Here is a 17,108-nt window from a genome sequence, read left to right as displayed (position 1 = left end):
GGGCACATCCGGTGAATCGCTGCGATGTGGTGAAGGGGTTACCGGTTTTCCTTAAGGGGCGACGGCCGCCGGGTGAACGTTTTCCGTTGACGGCGGCGCGCTAGCCTGAACGGACGCGGGTAATCGGAAAACGATGACCGAGCCGGTTCGCTCCGGCACGGTCTGCGAGGAGGATCGATGGGCAACGGCAGGACCGCGGTCGTCACCGGAGCTGGTTCCGGGCTCGGCAGGGAGATCTCCCGCGCGTTACTCGGCGCCGGCTATCGCGTCGCACTCGCGGGCCGCCGCGGCGACGCGCTCGCCGCGACCGCCGACGGTGACGCGAACGCGCTTCCCGCGCCCACCGACGTCGCCGATCCCGATTCCGTCGCCGCGTTGTTCGAGACGGTCCGCGCGGAATGGGGGCGGCTGGATCTCCTGGTGAACAACGCGGGTGTGTCGGTGGGCGGGACCGTCGACGAACTGTCCTTCGCGGACTGGAAACGCGCCGTCGACACCAACCTGACCGGGATGTTCCTGTGCGCACAGCAGGCCGTTCGGCTGATGAAGGCGCAGGATCCGCGCGGCGGCCGGATCATCAACAACGGCTCGATCTCCGCGCACGCCCCGCGCCCCGCGTCCGTCGCCTACACCGCGACGAAACACGCGGTCACCGGACTGACGAAGTCGATCTCGCTCGACGGCCGGGCCTGGAACGTCGCTTGTGGACAGATCGACATCGGCAACGCCGCCACCGAGATGACGCTGCGGATGGCGAACGGGATCCCGCAGGCCGACGGCAGCGTCAAGGTCGAGCCGACCTTCGACGCCCGGCACGTCGCGGACGCCGTGCTGTACATGGCCGGGCTGCCGCTGGACGCGAACGTCGGCTTCCTGACCGTCACGGCGACCGCGATGCCGTACATCGGACGGGGTTAGGCGAAGCGGCGGGTCAGGGGATCACCTTCGCCTTCCGGAATTCGTCGAACAGCCGGAAGAACATCGCCGAAGTCTCCGCGTACTCGTGGAAACCGGCCCGCCGGGCCTTCGAGCCGTCCGCGAACATGTCGTAGTCCCAGCCGAACACGAAGTCCGCGAACGCCCACGACGACGAGACCGCGCCGTAGGGCACCTCGAGGCCGTACTTCGCGGCGATCGACGTCCAGAGTTCCTCCTTGTCCGCCATGACGACGTCCAGCGACATCGGCAGCGGCGGCGCCACCTCCAGGTCGAAGTACCGCGCGATCCGCGGCCAGAGGTCGCTCCACCGGAACAGGTCGCCGTTCGCGATGTTGTACGCCTCGTTCTCCGAGCCGGTGGCCCAGACGGTGGCCTTCGCCAGCAGTCCGGCGTCGGTCATCTCCAGGAGGCTGTCGTACGCGCCGGGTTTGCCGGGGAAGCGCAGCGGCAGGCCGAGTTCCTTCGAGATCGAGGCGTAGACGGCGATGGCCAGCGCGAGGTTCATCGGGTTGCCCAGCGCGGTGCCGCCGACCACCGACGGCCGGATCGCCGACCACGTCCAGGATTTCCCGGCCTGACGGCGTTCCAGGAAGTCCTGCTGGTCCACATTGAACTCGGGCGGCATGTGCCCGGCGTCGTCTTCGCGTGCCGGGGTCTTGAACGGGCCGAGGTGGGCGCCGTAGACCTTGTAGCCCTGCATGAGGCTGATGTGGCGCAGCGTGGGCGCGGCGGGCTCGATCGCGTCGACGAGGTTGGTCAGCATCGCCAGGTTCGGCGCGACCAGTTCGGCCCAGGTCGGCTTGTCGACATAGGCCGCGTAGAACACGTGCGTGACGTCGTCCAGGCCGCCGAGCTTCGCGCGAGTGTCGTCCGCGTCGAGCAGGTCGACGGCGATCTGGCCGGGGCCGCCACGTCGCGACAGGCCGATGACACGCCAGCCCGGCAGGGTCTCCAGGTGCTCGATCAGGTTCTTGCCGATGACCCCGTTGGCCCCGGCGACCAGGGCGACCTTGCGTTCTTCGTTCATGTCCTCAAGCCTGGACCCGGCGTTGTGATAAGTCCAAGGCATACATATCACCGCTCCGATAAACTCTCTTCATGACGAGCCTGCGGCAACTCGAGTACCTGGTGACCGTCGTCGACACCGGCTCCTTCACCCGGGCCGCGGAGATGCTGCACGTGACACAGCCCGCGCTGTCGCATCAGATGCGCGCGCTGGAGAAGGGCGTCGGCGGACCGCTGCTCGAACGGTTGCCGCGCAGCGTCCGGCTCACCCCGATGGGGCGGGCCATGCTGCCGCACGCCCGCGCCACCCTCGCCGACGCCGAACGCGCGCGGTGCGCGGCCCGGCAGGCGTCCGGGCTGGAAGCCGGGGAGTTGCAGATCGCCACGGTCTATTCGGTCGGCCTCGGTGTCCTGCCCGCGGCGTTGCGGGTGTGGCGGAGGGAACGGCCGGACGTCGACGTCCGCCTGGTGGAGTTCCGGCACGCGGACGAACTCCGGGAGGCCATGGCGGCGGGGGAGGCCGACGTCGCGGTCGGACCGGTCCCGCCGGGCTGGGTCGGACCGGTCCGCGAACTCGGCACCGAGGAGTTCGTCGTGGTCCTGCCGATCGACGGGCCGCGTGAGGACGACGGCTCCGGCGTCGTCGACCTGGCGACCCTCGCGGACTGCGCGTGGGTGCACTACGCGCCGGGCAACGGCCTGGCCGACCTCGTCGACCAGGCGTGCGCCGCGGCGGGATTCCAGCCGAGGGCCGCGGTCCGGACCGAGCAGACCGCGGCGGCGCCGGTGCTCGCGGCGGCGGGGCTCGGTCCCGCGCTGGTCCCGGCCAACGTGCTGCCCGAAGGTTTCCACGGTCGTGTCCTGTGGCCCGAACCGGCGATCCGGCGCACACTCGCCGCCTATTGCCGCAGCACGCCCGACCCGTTGACCTCGGCTTTCATCGACGTCGTCGCGGGGGAGTGCACGCTCGGCTCACCGCACCGAAACGCCTGACAGGTCCACGCCGCCGAACGGGGTCGCCTTCACCTCGCCGACCCGCTCCGCCCAGACGGCGTGCCCGTGCCCGGACCACAGCGGAGCGACCGGGAGATCCCGCAGCAACTGGTTCTCCACCAGCCGGTAGACCTCGCCGCTTTCGGCGGCGTCGGTCTCCTCGGCCGATTCGAGCAGGTCGGCGAACCCGTCGCTGGAGTATCCGGTGGCCTTCACGATCTCGGCCAGCGTCTCCTGCGGGCTCGGCGTCAACAGGGTCACGTCGATCGCGAACGGTCCCTCCCCGGGCTCGGCGGCCAGCGGGACACCGACGGCCGCGCTGACCTGGTCCGCCAGCGGGCGCAGCCAGCTCGCCGGTGACTGTCCGAAGTGGACGGGCGTGTTCGGGAACTCCGCCTGCGTCAACAGGGACTTCCCGGCTCCGGCGTCGAAGGTGCAGGGGCGGCAGGTGCTGCTGCGTTCACCGGGGGCGACGGCGGGCGGCAGGAGCGACTTCGCCGGGTCCACCTGCTTGCCGAGAGCGCCGGCCTCCAGTGCCGCGCGGTCGGTCCCGAGTGCGAAGCCGTGACGTACCGTCGCGTCGGAGAAATGCTTCGCGGTCAAGGGAAACCCGAGGTAGGCGGCGGTCGGCAGCGCCCACATCACATGCCGCTGCGCGAAATCCGCGTGCATGGCCTCGTGGCGATCACCGGGCACGAACGTGGAGAGGTCGAGCTTCCCGGCCTTGACCTCGTCGTACTGTGCCGCCGCGTCGCCGGTCTTCAGTTCGATCACACGCGCCTTGCCCGGCGCGTCCGCCACGCGGATCAGTTTGCCGCCGGACGGCTGCCAGCCGCCGTCCAGCCGGAACGGCCCGTTGCCGACGGGCCGCTGCGCGAACCCCGGCCAATCACGCGATTTCAGCACCGACGCGGGCAGCGGGACGAGCGCGGGCGACGAGAGCAGCGCCGGGACCTGCCCGGACGGCCGGTCGAGCACGAGCCGGATGGTCAGCGGATCCGGCGCGGCGATCTCCTTGGCCCGCAGGAGATCCTTGACCACGCGCGACGCCTGCCACCGCTCCGCGCCGATCGCCTGCCAGGTGTCCACATAGGACTGGGCGGTCACCGGCGTGCCGTCGTGGAACTTCCCGCCGTCCTTGAGCTTGACCGTCCAGGTGATCCGGTCGGCGCTGGTGACCGATTCCGCCGCGCGTGGCGTCAGCTTTCCCGTCGCGGGGTCGTAATCGGAGAGCGGCGTCCACAACGCGCCGGCGAGCATGCGTCCGGGCTGGTCACGGATGTCGGCGGGCAGGAGGGTCGCCGGGGCGGCCAAGCCCACGCGAAGAACGTCCGGTGCGGGCGGTTCACCGGATTCCGTGCAGCCCGCCGCGGCCAGTGCGGCGGCGAGGAGCGGGGCCAGAAGACGCGAGCGCATGGTCATGTCATAGCAGTCTCACACCGACCATCGGTGGTTGTGCGGGCAAAGTGGTGATCTTATGGTGAGGGGACCAGCCTGGGAGGTTTCTGTGCGAGGAAACTGGTTGCTCCGTTCGTGCCTGGCGCTCGCCACGGTCACCGCGACCTTGATCGCCACCGGCCTGCCCGCCGCCGCGTGCGGCGAAGAGGACAAACCGGCCAACGAGAAGGTCCGGGTCGCGGGTGCGCCCGGCGCGGTGAAGAACGTCAAGGCCGTCGGCAACGTGCCCGACGCGCAAGGCGCCATCGCGATGGGGTTCCTGCAGTACGGCAAGCGCGACGTCATGGCGGTTTCCGGCGAGTTCGGCCTGAAGGTCTACGACCTCACGAAGAATCCCACGGCGCCGAAGCTGATCGGCGAGGTCAGCCTGCCCGGCCTCTGGGAGACCGAGGACACCGAGGTCGACGTCAAGCGCAAGCTCGTCTTCCTCGCGCGGGACCCGCGGGCCTACGGCGGCACCACGCAGACCGGCGAGTCCGGCATCTACATCATCGACCTCAAGAACCCGGACAAACCGGCCATCCTGAGCTACACCAAGGTGCCCGCCGGCCATACGACCAGCTGCGTCGACGACTGCCGCTACCTCTGGACCGGCGGTCCCGCGAAGGCCGCGAACCAGCCCGCGGACTGGGGCGGCCGCCCGATCTGGGTGACCGACATCCGCGATCCGCGTAACCCCAAGACGTTCCCGAACCCGATCGAACTCGCGCGCAACGACGGCAAGACCGACTACGTGCACGACGTCCAGGTCGACGACGAGGGCGTGGCGTGGGTGTCCGGACGAGGCGGCGTCCGCGGCTACTGGACCAACGGCTTCCACCGCGACCCCGTCCAGGGCAAGGTCCGCCGCGCGACGGCGTTCGACCCGGTGCCCTACGCGGGCGGCGGGGTCGAGGAGACGGCGGCGCCGTCGAAGTTCATGCACAACAGCTTCCACCCGGCGGGACACCGTTCGGCCGACGGTGCCGACTCGAACCGCTGGCGCGGCCGCGACCTCATCTACGCCACCGAAGAGAGCTTCCTCGACGGCTGTGCCGGTGACGGCGTGCTGACGATCTCGTCGCTGAAGAACTCGTACAACGGCGAGGGCTGGCGCTCGACGCCGGAGAAGCCGTTCCGCCTCGAATCCGTCGGCACCTGGAGCGTCGCCGGTCAGGAAGGCAGCGACCCGGCGTCGGGTGACTGCTCCGCGCACTACTTCGACATCCGCGGCAAGGTCCTCGTGCAGTCGTTCTACGGGCAGGGCACGCGGTTCCTCGACGTCAGCGACCCGACCGACCCGAAGCAGATCGCCTACTTCCGGCCCGCCGACGCCGCCGCGTGGGCGCCCTACTGGCACAAGGGTTACGTCTATGTCGCCGACAACACTCGCGGAATCGACATCCTGAAGCTCACCGCCTGAGCGAAGATGTCCCCATGCGCATCATGGGGAAGACCTTGGGGAGCCTGGCCGCGATCGTCCTGATCGCGGCCTGTGCCCCGGCACCGCCGGAGAAAATGGCCGTCCGCACCGATACGGCGCCGGTCGCCGAGGATTTCCCGGACATCGGAGAGATCGTCGAGGCGCGCTGGGTGGAGGAGCGGATGGGCGTCTCCGAAGGCCGGATCGAGGCACCCGGGCCGTCCGACCTGCGGCTGTCCGCGCTGGTGAAGCTTCCACTCGAAGCCGTGTCGAAGCTGATCAGCGATCTCAAGTGCCATGCGGGGGCTCCGACGGCGCCGGAACAGCTGAAGGCGCTCCTGCCGTCCGGCGTGAAGTGGCTCTCCTGCGAGCTGCCCACGACCACCAAGTCGCGGACGGCGTTCGTGGTCGACGGCTCCGAACAGGCGTTCCTGATGTCGAAGACGATGTAGCGGGGTCAGTCCTTGAGCTTGGGGTTCCAAGCGGTCAGCTTCAGCTTGCCGGTGGTCCCGAGGTCGGTGTCGACGGTGATCCGCTGCTCCGGGTCACCCTTCGCGGCCGCGACCGTCACATAGGCGCCCGCCTCCGGCGAGCCCACGGTGACGGTGTTCGACCACGAGACGACCGAGAGCAGCGTCCCGCCGGGCTGCACCGTCTGCGGGCTGACGCCGGGATCGATCGCCATGTACGACGACCCGTGCTCGACCTCGACGGCCATCGGCCGCTTTTCCTTGTCCAGCAAGCGGATTTCGGGATAGCCGGTGAGCGTGCGCGGTGCCGTGCCGCAGTTGGTGAGGGTGAGCACGACCGCGCGATGGCCCAGCGCGGCGTCGACCGGGCCGGACTTCACCGTGATCCCGGTGCCGAGACAACCCGCCGGTTCGACGGTGCCCGGCACCGGCGTTTCCGCGGGCGGCGGCGGTGCGGGTGGTGGTGGCGGCGAACTGCACCCCGTCACGACGAGCAGCAGTGCACCCGGCAACCCCAGTTTTCCCAGCACGCCGGAACCTTATCCAAGTACGTGAAGGCGCCCTTCACGTACTTGGTGGGTTATGTAGGGATGGCGTGTTGCGAAAGCCACTTTCGCAACGTTGAAGGTTGCGAAAGTGGCTTTCGCAACACGCGCGGGCCGATCGCCCACGGCCGCACCTGGGCCGAAGGCGTCCTTCACCGCATCCGACGCGGTGAAGGACGCCTTCGGCCCATCACAGACTCCGCCACGCCCGCCTCACTCCCTCAAGAGGCGAGCAACTCCTGCAGCTCACGGATGGCGGCGTCGAGTTCCGTCGCGAACAGCTCCATCTCGTGCGCCACGTGCTTCGGTGTGCACAGGTACAGATTCAGCGAGTCCGGCAGCAGCACGTACGCGACGCCGATGCACTGCGGGCTGGTCGACCCGAAGCCGAAGTACCGGATGTTCACCGACGGCGCCGAGCTGGTGCTCAGGTAGTCGTTGCGCATCTTCAGCCAGCCGGGCGACGAGTACAGCGACGGGGAGTCCTCGACGCCACGCCGTTTCTGGATCAGTTGCAGTTCCCACAGGTGCTGCTCCGGCGCGTCGCCCGCCTGGCATTCCTTCGCCCGCGTGACGTGCTTCGCGGCCGCCGCGCGGAAAGCCGCCTGACGTGTCTGCCGGTCGGCCTGCGGATCGTCCATCACCCGGACGAACCACTGCACCTCGGGCGTCACCACCCGCATCGCTTCGGTGCGCCCGTTCTGGTACTGCCGCGTCGCGATCGACTCGTACGTCGCGCCGGTGATCCCCTTCGCCCGCTTGTGCGCGAGCTGGTACGCCATCTGCGCGAAGGCGTCGGGGGACATCCCCAGCTCCTTCGCCCGCTTCGCGCCGAAGTCGGTGAAGGACACCGTCTTCGTAGCGGTCGCGTCGGCGTACTCGGCGAAGGCCACCGCCGCGGCACGGGCGTCCTCGCGCAGCGCGTCACCCAGGATGAACTCGATGACCTCGGACGCCGGGACGCCGTCGGCGGGCGGTCGCTCCAGCCTGGTCCCGCTCAGCAGCGCGTCGGTGAACCCGAGGATCGTGGTCCCGTCGAGTTCGCAGTGCTCGACGTTGATCCCCGCCGTGCCGTCCTCGAACACGATCAGCGACACGGCCTTGTCGAACCAGCGGTTCGCGCTGTCGCCGTGCAGCAGCTTGTCGCACGCCTCCTGCGTGTCCGCCGGCGCGAAATCCTCCAGGCACAGGCAGAACAGCGCCGTCTCGATGTCGTCGAGCGCGGCCGCGTTCCCGCCGGCGAGCAGCGCTTCCCTCGTCGCCGCCCACTCCGCCCTCGCCTTGGTGGTGAAATGCCCGGCCGAGGTCTGCGGGTCTTCGACGAAGTTCCCCGACTTGACGATCACCTGCAGCCCCGCGACCAGCTGTTCGGGGGAGTACGGGCGGCCGTCGGGTGCGATGACGTCCATCCGGAACGGGGTGCCGCGGTGGAACACCACGACGTGCCGCGCCCTTGACGGCCCCGGCCAGTCCTCGCGGTACGGCGTGCGCGCGGTGTCCTGTACGGCGCCGGGGATCCGCGTCGCCGAGAACAGGTACTTGTGCTGCACCATCGACTGCGGCTGCCCGCGCAGCATTATCGGCGGCACCAGTTCCTCGTCCAGCTTCAGCTTGTAGTCCACCGCCGACGCCGCCAGTTCGGCCGCGCGTTCCAGCTGTCCCAGCGGGGGTTCGGTGAACAGGAAGAAGAAGTTCGCGTTGAGCGCGATCCGGTCGCGGCGGCCGAGGTAGCGGTACGGCCAGAAGGTGTCGAGCCAGCTGTGGACGCCTTCCCGCTTGTCGAAGGCTTCGAGCGCGCTCTGCAGTTCGTGCGCCGGGCTTCCTTCCGCGAGGAACTCGGCGACGGCGCCTTCGGTCTCCGCGAGCTCGCCGGGGGTGAGCAGCGGCGAGCACCACTCGAGAAACCGGCGGCAGGTGTCCTCCAGGCCGGGGACAGGGACCCTCGGCAGGACCTCCTCGTTGCCGAACGTGCGGGTGGACGGTTCCGGACTGCTCACGATCATCCTTGATCTCGAAGGGGAAGGGCGTTCAGCGCGGCGGCGAGGTCGCCCGCCGCGCCGTCCGGGCGGGAGACGAACAGCCGCGCGTACAGCCGGCCGTCGGACTCCAGCCCACGCGGGTCGACACCCGCGACGGACAGATTGTCCAGGATCTGCGTCCGTTCCTCGGCCGAGGCGAACCTCCGCTGCCGGAAGACGCCGTCGGCCCCGGTCGTGTCGTACTCCAGATCGGCGAGGCTTTCGGCGACCGACGCGTAGGAGAACATCCGCAGCACGAAATGCGCCATCCAAGGCCGGTTCTCCCGCGCGATACGGACGAGGGTCTTCTCGGTGACGTAGCCGACGCAGCCGGTCGAGATGACGATGTCGACTTCGGCCAGCAGCGCGCGCTGCTCCTCTGTCGGGTCTTCGCTTTCCAGATCCGCGTGGATCGCGTCGTCGATGAAGCCCGCGGCGAGCGCGTAGTCCAACGCGGGCGCGGAGGCGTCGAGGCCGATGAAGCGGACCTCGTCGCTCACGGCGAGCTCCTCGACCATCCGCCGATCGCGCGCGATCAGTTCGTCCCGGCTCAGCGCTTCGCTGTCCCGGTAGTGGTCGTACAGCCGCTCCATCGACGTGTCACAGCGATGCAGTGCCGCGTTGACGCCGTAGGAACAGCCGAGGTCGAGCACCGTCGGGACCTTGACGTCGGTCTCCGCCCGGTACTCGTCGATCAGTTTCGCGAAGTAGGCCTTCGCCTGCTGTGGGATGGAGTAGTCCAGTCTGCGCAAGGTGCCGAAGAACGCACGAGGATCGGGCTCGGTATAGATGTGATCGAAAGAGATCTTGCCGGTCGAATCCAATGGCACGGCCAAGCTCCTGACTTAGTCGAGCAGCTGATCGCCCCGGACCGCCGCGGATGCGACGTGTTCCGGCAGGACCCGGCCGAACAGCTGTCTCGTCCGCTCCGGACTGCCGATGACCCCAGGACGCTCGCTGTACGCGAAGATCGCGGAATGGCGGGCGACTGCCCCTTGAACACTACTCACACGGTGCAGCGCGAAGCGTCCGCGAAACAGCTGAAGATCGCCGGGACGCAGAGTGAGCCGTCGGATCAGGTGATCCCCTTCGCCCGCCAGCACGGCACGGACGTCGTCGAAGTTCTCCGCCGTTCCGGTGCGGATGTTCGGGCAATATTCGAAGACACCGCCCTCGGCCGCCTCCTGCGTGAGCATGCTGACCGTGTACTCGTTGGTGTCGAAATGCCACGGATGCGAGCGGCCCGGTTCGATCACGTTGAGCACCAGGCCTGCCAGTGGATCGGCGAGTTCGTGCAGTTCGGGGAGCTCGAAGCAGTCGGCGACGAACCGCTGGAACTCGCTGCTCGCGTACAGCTGCTGGATGATCGCGGTCGCCGGGATCCGGTCGCGTGCCACGAAGGCGTTGCCGCGTTCCATGATCGTGCGGCCGGGGTGGCCCTCCGGCAGCGGAGTGTCGATGGCGATGTTGTAGGCGTTGACGCGTTCGACCTTCGCGTACGCCTCCGGAGCGATCTCCGCGCCTTCGTGGCGAAGGGCGTCACGCAGCTCCGGACGGATGAAGTCGGCCAGCACACTGCAGCCCGTTTCCCGCAGTTCGGCGCGGGTCCGGGAAACGATTTCGCGCCACGCCGGGCTTCCCGGTGCGGACAACGGATAGCGGGCGGTGTCGGCCACCTGGACTGCGCTCGCGGTCATCGACGTCCTCTCGGCTGGCCCGGAAGTGATTCTCGGGTTTAGCACAGAAAACGCCCGCGACCCCCGCGCCTTGTGAGCGGTGCCACACGGAACGTGACGGCCCCCTTATCCGCGTTCGTACGCGGATAAGGGGGCCGTCATGGAGCTTTCGTCAGCTGGTGACAAGCGGCAGAAGCGGCCGCCGCACCGCTGTCGCGACGCCGTCGGACGCCTGGGAAGCGGCGATCCGTTCCGCCGTCGGCGTGCCGTACTCGGTGGTCCGCTGCCGCAGCGGACGGCCCAGCGGTTCGACCATCGCGCGCATGTCGCTGATCGTCTTGTACGACCCGTTGGCCGCTCCCGCCATCCGGCTGATCGTTTCCTCCATCAGCGTCCCGCCGATGTCGTTGACCCCGCCCTGGAGAACGGCGCGGCTGCCCTCTTCACCGAGTTTCACCCAGGAACTCTGGATGTTGTCGATCGTCCCGTGCAGCAGCAGCCGGGCCAGCGCGTGCACCGCGCGGTTCTCGCGCAGCGTCGTCCCGGCCCTGGCGAGCCCGGCGAGGTAGATCGGGGAACTCTGGTGGATGAACGGCAGCAACACGAACTCGCTGAAGCCGCGCCGCCCGTTGCGCTCCAGGCCTTCCCGCTGCAGTTTCGCCAGCAGCTTCAGGTGCCCGACCCAATGCGACGGCGTGTCGACGTGGCCGTACATCATCGTCGACGTCGTGGTGATGCCGAGTTTGTGCGCGGTGGTGACGACGTTGATCCATTCCGACGTCGGCAGCTTGCCCTTCGTCAGCACCCAGCGGACGTCGTCGTCGAGGATCTCCGCGGCCGTACCCGGCAGCGAGTCGACGCCGGCTTCCTTCGCGCGCGCCAGCCAGTCCTCGATCGAGAGGTTGGTCCGCGAAGCGCCGTTGACGACCTCCATCGGTGAGTACGAGTGCAGATGGATGTCCGGCTGACGGCGTTTCACCTCGGCCGCGAGGTCGAAGTACGCGGTCCCCGGCAGATCCGGGTGGATGCCGCCCTGCATGCAGATCTCGGTCGCGCCCGCGGCCCACGCTTCGTCGACCCGGTCGCCGACCTGCTCCAGCGAAAGCGTGTACGCGTCGGCGTCGGTGCGCCGCTGGGCGAACGCGCAGAACCGGCAGCCGGTGTAGCAGACGTTGGTGAAGTTGATGTTCCGCGTGACGACGAAGGTGATGTCGTCGCCGTTCACCGCACGCCGCAGGTCGTCGGCGATCTTGGTGAAGGCGTCGAGCTCCGGGCCTTCGGCGTGCAGCAGCGCCAGCGCCTCGTCGTCCGACAGTCCGGCAGGATTCTTTTCCGCGCTGCGCAAGGCGTCCCGGATGTCGAGGTCGAACCGCTGCGGCGCGGTCTTGATGTTGCCCTTGATCTCGGCCCAGTCGCCGTAGACCGAGTCGAAGTCGCTGCGGCGGTCTTCCGTACGCCCGACCGTGTCGACCTCGACGTGCAGATCGGTGCGCCCGGCCTCCTTCCAGCCGCCATCGGGCTCCTGCCACGGGATGCCCACCGGGATGGCCTCTTCGATCGCGAGCCCGGTCTCGGCGTCGGTCAGCGGCGCGAGATGCGCGTTCATCCGCGGGTCGAGCCACGGTTCGCCGGTCTTGACGTACTCCGGGTAGATCGGGAGCCGCTCGCGCACGGTGAAGCCGAGCGCCTCGGTGCGGCGTTTGAGTTCGTCGATCTGCGGCCACGCGCGTTCGGGGTTCACGTGGTCGGGGGTCAGCGGGGAGACGCCGCCCCAGTCGTCGATCCCGGCGTTCAGCATCAGTTCGTACTGCTGGCCGATCAGGTTCGGCGGCGCCTGGATGCGCATCTTCGGGCCGAGCACGAGCCGCGCGACGGCGATGGTCGCGGCGAGTTCCTCGAGATCGGCGTCCGGGGTCGCGCGCATCTTGGTGTCCGGCTTCGCGCGGAAGTTCTGGACGATCACTTCCTGGATGCCGCCGTAGGTCTTCGCGACCTTGCGGATCGCGAACAGGGAGTCGGCGCGTTCCTCGAAGTTCTCGCCGATGCCGATCAGGATGCCCGTGGTGAACGGCACCGAACTGCGGCCGGCGTCCTCCAGCACCCGCAGGCGCACGTCGGGGTCCTTGTCGGGCGAGCCGTAGTGCGGGCCGCCCTTCTCGGTGTACAGCCGCTTCGCCGTCGTCTCCAGCATCATGCCCATCGACGCCGAAACCGGCTTCAGCCGCTGGAAGTCCTGCCAGGTCAGCACACCCGGGTTGAGGTGCGGCAGGACGCCGGTCTCCTCCAATACCCGGATCGCCATCGCCCGGACGTAGGACAGCGTGTCGTCGTACCCGTGCGCGTCGAGCCAGTCCTTCGCCGCCGTCCAGCGGTCCTCCGGACGGTCGCCGAGGGTGAACAGCGCTTCCTTGACGCCCATCGCGGCACCCTTGCGGGCGATGTCGAGGACCTCGTCGGGGGAGAGGAACGGCGACTCGACCCGGCCGGGGACGGTCGCGAAGGTGCAGTAACCACAACGGTCCCGGCACAACCGGGTCAGCGGGATGAACACCGAACGGCTGTAGGTGACCACGCCGGGACGGCCCGCCGCGACGAGTCCGGCGTCACGGATCCGGGAGGCGTGCTCGGACAGCGTCTTGAGGTCGTCGCCGCGCGCCTGGAGCAGGATCGAGGCCTCGGTGAGGTCGAGGGTCTTCCCGTCGCGCGCCCTGGCGAGTGCCCGGCGCATCGCCGAGGTGGTGGGGGCGTTCGCGTCAGCAGGGGATGCCATTCCCGCACGCTATGGCCGGACTCGCTCCACCTGCCAGTGCGCATCCCGCCACCGCGTCACCCGCGCGGGTGTGGTCACCGTTCTAGCTGGTCAGAGCGTGATCTTGGTTGCCGATCGGTGGGCTGAAGTGTATTACCTAAAGTGTGGCTTCGGTGATCGGCAAGAAGGTCGGCGGGCGGACGTACTACTACCTCGTCACCTCCGCGCGGGTCGACGGCGAGCCCAGGGTCGTGTCGCAGCGCTACCTCGGCACGGCCGAGGAGATCGGGCGCGCGATGGAGGGTGACGTCTCCGCCCCCGGCGAAGCGCGTCACCGGACCTTCGGTGACGTCGCGGCGGTGTGGGCCACCCTGCGACGGCTCGACTTCGTGCGCCGGGTCGACGAAGCCGTCGGAGCCCAGCGCGCCGCGACCACACTGGGGACGCATCTCGCGCTCGCCGTCCTGCACCGGGCGACAGCACCGGACACGGACCTCGCCACCTGGTGGGAGGACGGTGTCGCACGCGAATTCCTCAAAGCCGACCTGGCGAATCATCGGCGCGCGCTGCAACGGCTCACTCCGGAACGGATCGCGCGGATCGAGACCACGGTCGCCGAAGCGGTGCTCTCCTGGCTGGGGACGGGGAACGCCGCGCTCGCCGTCGACGTGCCGCAGTTCGCCACCTTCACCACGGCCGAGCCCTGCCGCTGCGAACTCGCCGGGCTCGGCCTGGTGGTGACCAAGGACGGCGCGATCCCGCTGGCGTCGCACGTGTATCCGAGGGAGGGTGCGCAGCCGTTCGCCGCGCTCGCCGAGCAACTCCGCTCGCTGTACCCCGTCACGCTGATCTTCACCGCCGGCCAGGCCGCGCAACTGGACCTCGGAAGGCATTTCGTCGGCGCGCTCCCGCTTTCGGAGCATCCGGAGCTACTGGTGAAACCGCCGTCCGCGCGCGAACCTGTCGACCCGGAGCGCTTCGCCGGGTTGACCGCTCTCGACACCAGAGCCGTGGTCGCGGGCGTCCGGCGGCGCGTGATCCTGACCCATTCGGAGATCCTGCACAACGCGCAGGCCCGCGCGTTCGGCGAGGAACTGAGCACCGCGACGCGTGAACTCGACGGCCTCGACGCCGCACTGGCCGCGGGCACGTACCGCGGCGACCGGAGCCAGGTGAACGCCGAAATCGCGCGGATCACCCGCGGCCGCCGCGTCGAACGGGTGCTCTCCCCTTCCTTGACGGGGACGAAGCCGGGGGAGATCCGGCTGACCTGGAAGGTCGACGACGCCGCCGTGTCGCGGCTGCACGACGAGTTCTTCGGCAAACAGGTGCTGGTCACCGACCACGACTGGCCGGTGTCCGAGGTCGTCACCGCGTACCGGGCCCGGACCCACCTCGACTCGACGTTCCGCTGGCTGACCGGACCCGCCGTCACCGGCCCGGCCCCGCGCTGGGACTGGACCCCGCACCGGATCGCGGTGCACACGCTGGTCACGGTGCTCGCGTCCACGGTCACGCACCTCATGCGGCGCGAGGCGGACCGCGCCGGGATGAACCTGTCGGTCCGCGAGCTGATGGACAGTCTCGCGGGGATAGGGGAGACGGTGCTGCGCTACCCGTCCACCGGCGGCCGCCCGCGGACCCGGCGCCTGCTGACCGAGCGGAGCCCGGAACAGCAGGCGCTCTTCGACCTCTTCGGGCTCAGCTCTCCCGATGGATATGCAAGGCGGAGAAGCTCTGCACCACCGGCATCAACTCGATGACGTTGATGTTCACGTGCTCCGGCTGCGACGCCGCCCAGAAGACGGACTCGGCCACATCGGCGGCCGTCAGCGGCGTCGTGCCCTTGTAGACGTTGTCGGCCTTGCTCTGGTCGCCCTCGAACCGGACGACGGAGAACTCCGTGCCGCCGACCAGGCCGGGCTCGACGTTGGTCACCCGGACGCCGGTGCCCTGCAGGTCCGCGCGCAGGTTGAGGCTGAACTGGTGCACGAACGCCTTGGTCGCCCCGTAGGCGTTGCCACCGGGATAGGGGTAGGAGCCCGCGACCGACCCGATGTTGATCACGTGCCCGCGGCCGCGCTCGACCATGCCGGGCAGCAACGCGCGGGTGAGATGCGCGAGCCCCTTGATGTTCGTGTCGATCATCTGGTCCCAGTCGTCGAGCTTCGCGCGGTGCGCGGGCTCAAGGCCCTTCGCGAGGCCGGCGTTGTTGACCAGCAGGTCGACTTGGGCGAACTCGGCGGGCAGCGTGCCGGGGAGCGCGGCTACCGCGTCGGCGTTCCGGACGTCGAGCTCGAAGGGGAGGACGTTCTCGCCCAGCTCGACGGCCAGCTTGTCGAGCCGGTCCTTACTCCGCGCGGCCGCGACGACCTTGGCGCCGTCGGCGGCGAACCGGCGGACGATCTCGACGCCGAACCCGGCGCTGGCACCGGTCACGAAAACGGTCTTCCGGGACATGGAGACGATCACCCAATTTCTTTCAAGAACCGTGCGAACACGGCGTCGAACTCGGCCTCGCGTTCCAGGTTAGGCATGTGGGCGGCGCCCTCGATCACCGCCAGGGTGGAGCCGGGAATGAGGTCGTGCATGAGCTCGGCGTCCGAGACCGGCGTGAACTCGTCCTCGGTCCCGACCACGACGAGGCTCGGCACTCGCACCTGGGTGAGGCTGTCCCGGTAGTCCGGGCGCTCGGCCCTGCCCCTGAGCGCGGCCGCCGCTCCTTCCTTGGGCGTCGTGCGCATCATCTCCAGGACGTGCGCCGCCACGTCCGGCATCGTGCGGACGTTCTCCGGGGAGACCATCTTCGTCAGGACTTCCTCCGCGTAGGGGCCGAGCCCCTCGGCGAGCACCCGGTCCGCCATCTCGTTGCGGACGCGCCTGCCGTCCTCGGTCTCTTCCTGCGGGGAGGTGTCCGCGAGCAGGAGCCCGGCGACGCGGTCGGGGTAGGTGCGGTGGAACTCCATGACGATCTGCCCGCCCATGGAGAGGCCGCCGAGCACGAAGCGCCCGAGACCGAGGTGATCCGCGAGGCGCGCGATGTCGGCGGCGAAGACGTCGAGCCCGGTCTTGCCCGGGGCCACCGTTGTCTCGCCGTACCCGCGAAGGTCCGCCGTGATGACCCGGTAGCCCTCCCGGCTGAAGCGCTCGGCCTGGGGACGCCACATCGAACGGTTGAAGGGGTGGCCGTGGACGAGGACGACAGGCAACCCGCTGCCGAGGTCGTCGTAGGCGACGGAGATGCCGTCGAGTTCCGCAGTGCTCATGAGCCAGACGCTAATCGGAGCAATCCAGCAGATCAATACGGTGCAATGTACTCGGAGCAATGTTTCTTCTCCGGCGTCCACCTGGGCGGCCCCGGGGCGATCACCGGGTGATCGACCGTTGCGGGCCCATTTCTGCTCGCTGACCTGCGGAAATGTCGTTAAGGTACCCCCCTGTTTCGAGGGGTTTCCGGCCATGTAAAGTTCTCCAAGTCGCCAGGGAAACCGGGTGGCCGCGGGACACGAACCAAGCTCTCACTTCAGGGTGATTGAGTGGGTGTCTCACCAAAAACTGCTAGGAATGACTGCTTCGGATAAGGCCGGGTTTTGCCTGGTGCGATCTGGGGTGTGTTGCTTGAGAACTCAACAGTGTGCTAGTGAACTAAGCCAGTAGAGCTTATGTATTTGAACCTCGTTTGAGGTTCCTTTGAGAGCAAGAAAATTTGCCTCGATTGAATTCGAAGACATTGTTGGAGAGTTTGATCCTGGCTCAGGACGAACGCTGGCGGCGTGCTTAACACATGCAAGTCGAACGATGAAGCCTTCGGGTGGATTAGTGGCGAACGGGTGAGTAACACGTGGGCAATCTG

General features: G+C 68.7%; 14 protein-coding genes and 1 rRNA gene. 6 read left to right on the top strand and 9 right to left on the bottom strand.

Annotated elements, in window-relative coordinates:
• Positions 1-177 precede the first annotated feature (177 nt).
• On the top strand, positions 178-918 hold the full coding sequence (locus DL991_RS29220) for an SDR family oxidoreductase (RefSeq protein ID WP_125787575.1): 741 nt from the start codon (positions 178-180) through the stop codon (positions 916-918).
• A gap of 13 nt (positions 919-931) precedes the next feature.
• On the opposite strand, the gene DL991_RS29215 is transcribed toward DL991_RS29220, so the two are convergent.
• The gene (locus DL991_RS29215; protein WP_125787574.1) at positions 932-1,966 is read right to left on the bottom strand and encodes an SDR family oxidoreductase; all 1,035 of its coding nucleotides are present in this window, start codon (positions 1,964-1,966) and stop codon (positions 932-934) included.
• 71 nt (positions 1,967-2,037) lie between these two features.
• Between DL991_RS29215 and DL991_RS29210 the strand changes: the two genes are divergently transcribed.
• The gene (locus DL991_RS29210; protein WP_125787573.1) at positions 2,038-2,937 is read left to right on the top strand and encodes a LysR family transcriptional regulator; all 900 of its coding nucleotides are present in this window, start codon (positions 2,038-2,040) and stop codon (positions 2,935-2,937) included.
• On the opposite strand, the gene DL991_RS29205 is transcribed toward DL991_RS29210, so the two are convergent.
• Positions 2,917-4,359 carry an ABC transporter substrate-binding protein gene (locus tag DL991_RS29205; protein ID WP_125787572.1) on the bottom strand — a complete coding sequence of 481 codons (1,443 nt, stop codon included), beginning with the start codon at positions 4,357-4,359 and terminating at the stop codon, positions 2,917-2,919. The two genes, DL991_RS29210 and DL991_RS29205, sit on opposite strands and share 21 nt — an antisense overlap.
• Before the next feature lie 100 nt (positions 4,360-4,459).
• On the opposite strand from DL991_RS29205, the gene DL991_RS29200 reads away from it, so the two are divergent.
• Positions 4,460-5,797: an LVIVD repeat-containing protein gene (locus tag DL991_RS29200; protein WP_199746634.1), complete on the top strand. Its 1,338-nt coding sequence runs from the start codon at positions 4,460-4,462 to the stop codon at positions 5,795-5,797.
• A gap of 14 nt (positions 5,798-5,811) precedes the next feature.
• On the top strand, positions 5,812-6,249 hold the full coding sequence (locus DL991_RS29195; RefSeq protein ID WP_125787570.1) for a hypothetical protein: 438 nt from the start codon (positions 5,812-5,814) through the stop codon (positions 6,247-6,249).
• Positions 6,250-6,254: 5 nt separating this feature from the next.
• On the opposite strand, the gene DL991_RS29190 is transcribed toward DL991_RS29195, so the two are convergent.
• The 5 genes from DL991_RS29190 to DL991_RS29170 form a co-directional block, all read right to left on the bottom strand.
• Positions 6,255-6,797, bottom strand: coding sequence for a DUF4232 domain-containing protein (locus tag DL991_RS29190; protein WP_233599052.1), 543 nt, complete (start codon positions 6,795-6,797; stop codon positions 6,255-6,257).
• 236 nt (positions 6,798-7,033) lie between these two features.
• Positions 7,034-8,815 carry a choline/carnitine O-acyltransferase gene (locus DL991_RS29185; RefSeq protein ID WP_199754126.1) on the bottom strand — a complete coding sequence of 594 codons (1,782 nt, stop codon included), beginning with the start codon at positions 8,813-8,815 and terminating at the stop codon, positions 7,034-7,036.
• The gene (locus tag DL991_RS29180; protein ID WP_125787592.1) at positions 8,812-9,654 is read right to left on the bottom strand and encodes a class I SAM-dependent methyltransferase; all 843 of its coding nucleotides are present in this window, start codon (positions 9,652-9,654) and stop codon (positions 8,812-8,814) included. The genes DL991_RS29185 and DL991_RS29180 overlap by 4 nt, the downstream gene beginning before the upstream one ends.
• Positions 9,655-9,675: 21 nt before the next feature.
• Positions 9,676-10,527: an arpA protein gene (locus DL991_RS29175; protein WP_125787568.1), complete on the bottom strand. Its 852-nt coding sequence runs from the start codon at positions 10,525-10,527 to the stop codon at positions 9,676-9,678.
• A 151-nt stretch (positions 10,528-10,678) separates the two neighbouring features.
• A complete protein-coding gene (locus DL991_RS29170) occupies positions 10,679-13,276 on the bottom strand; it encodes a bifunctional FO biosynthesis protein CofGH (RefSeq protein WP_125787567.1) in 2,598 nt (865 codons plus the stop codon).
• Between the two features lie 143 nt (positions 13,277-13,419).
• Here DL991_RS29170 and DL991_RS29165 point away from each other — a divergent pair, with 143 nt between their 5' ends.
• Positions 13,420-15,018, top strand: a complete 1,599-nt coding sequence (locus DL991_RS29165; protein WP_125787566.1) for a transposase — start codon at positions 13,420-13,422, stop codon at positions 15,016-15,018.
• On the opposite strand, the gene DL991_RS29160 is transcribed toward DL991_RS29165, so the two are convergent.
• A complete protein-coding gene (locus tag DL991_RS29160; protein ID WP_125787565.1) occupies positions 14,957-15,715 on the bottom strand; it encodes an SDR family oxidoreductase in 759 nt (252 codons plus the stop codon). The genes DL991_RS29165 and DL991_RS29160 overlap by 62 nt on opposite strands.
• 8 nt (positions 15,716-15,723) lie before the next feature.
• Complete coding sequence (locus DL991_RS29155; RefSeq protein ID WP_125787564.1) at positions 15,724-16,521, bottom strand: alpha/beta fold hydrolase; 798 nt, start codon at positions 16,519-16,521, stop codon at positions 15,724-15,726.
• A 464-nt stretch (positions 16,522-16,985) separates the two neighbouring features.
• Here DL991_RS29155 and DL991_RS29150 point away from each other — a divergent pair.
• Positions 16,986-17,108: ribosomal RNA gene (locus DL991_RS29150) — 16S ribosomal RNA — on the top strand; the annotation flags it as partial.

The organism is Amycolatopsis sp. WAC 01375 (genome assembly GCF_003947325.1).
Taxonomy (GTDB): Bacteria; Actinomycetota; Actinomycetes; order Mycobacteriales; family Pseudonocardiaceae; genus Amycolatopsis.
Note: the sequence above shows the minus strand (reverse complement) of the source record. Positions and strands in the feature narration are given on the sequence as shown.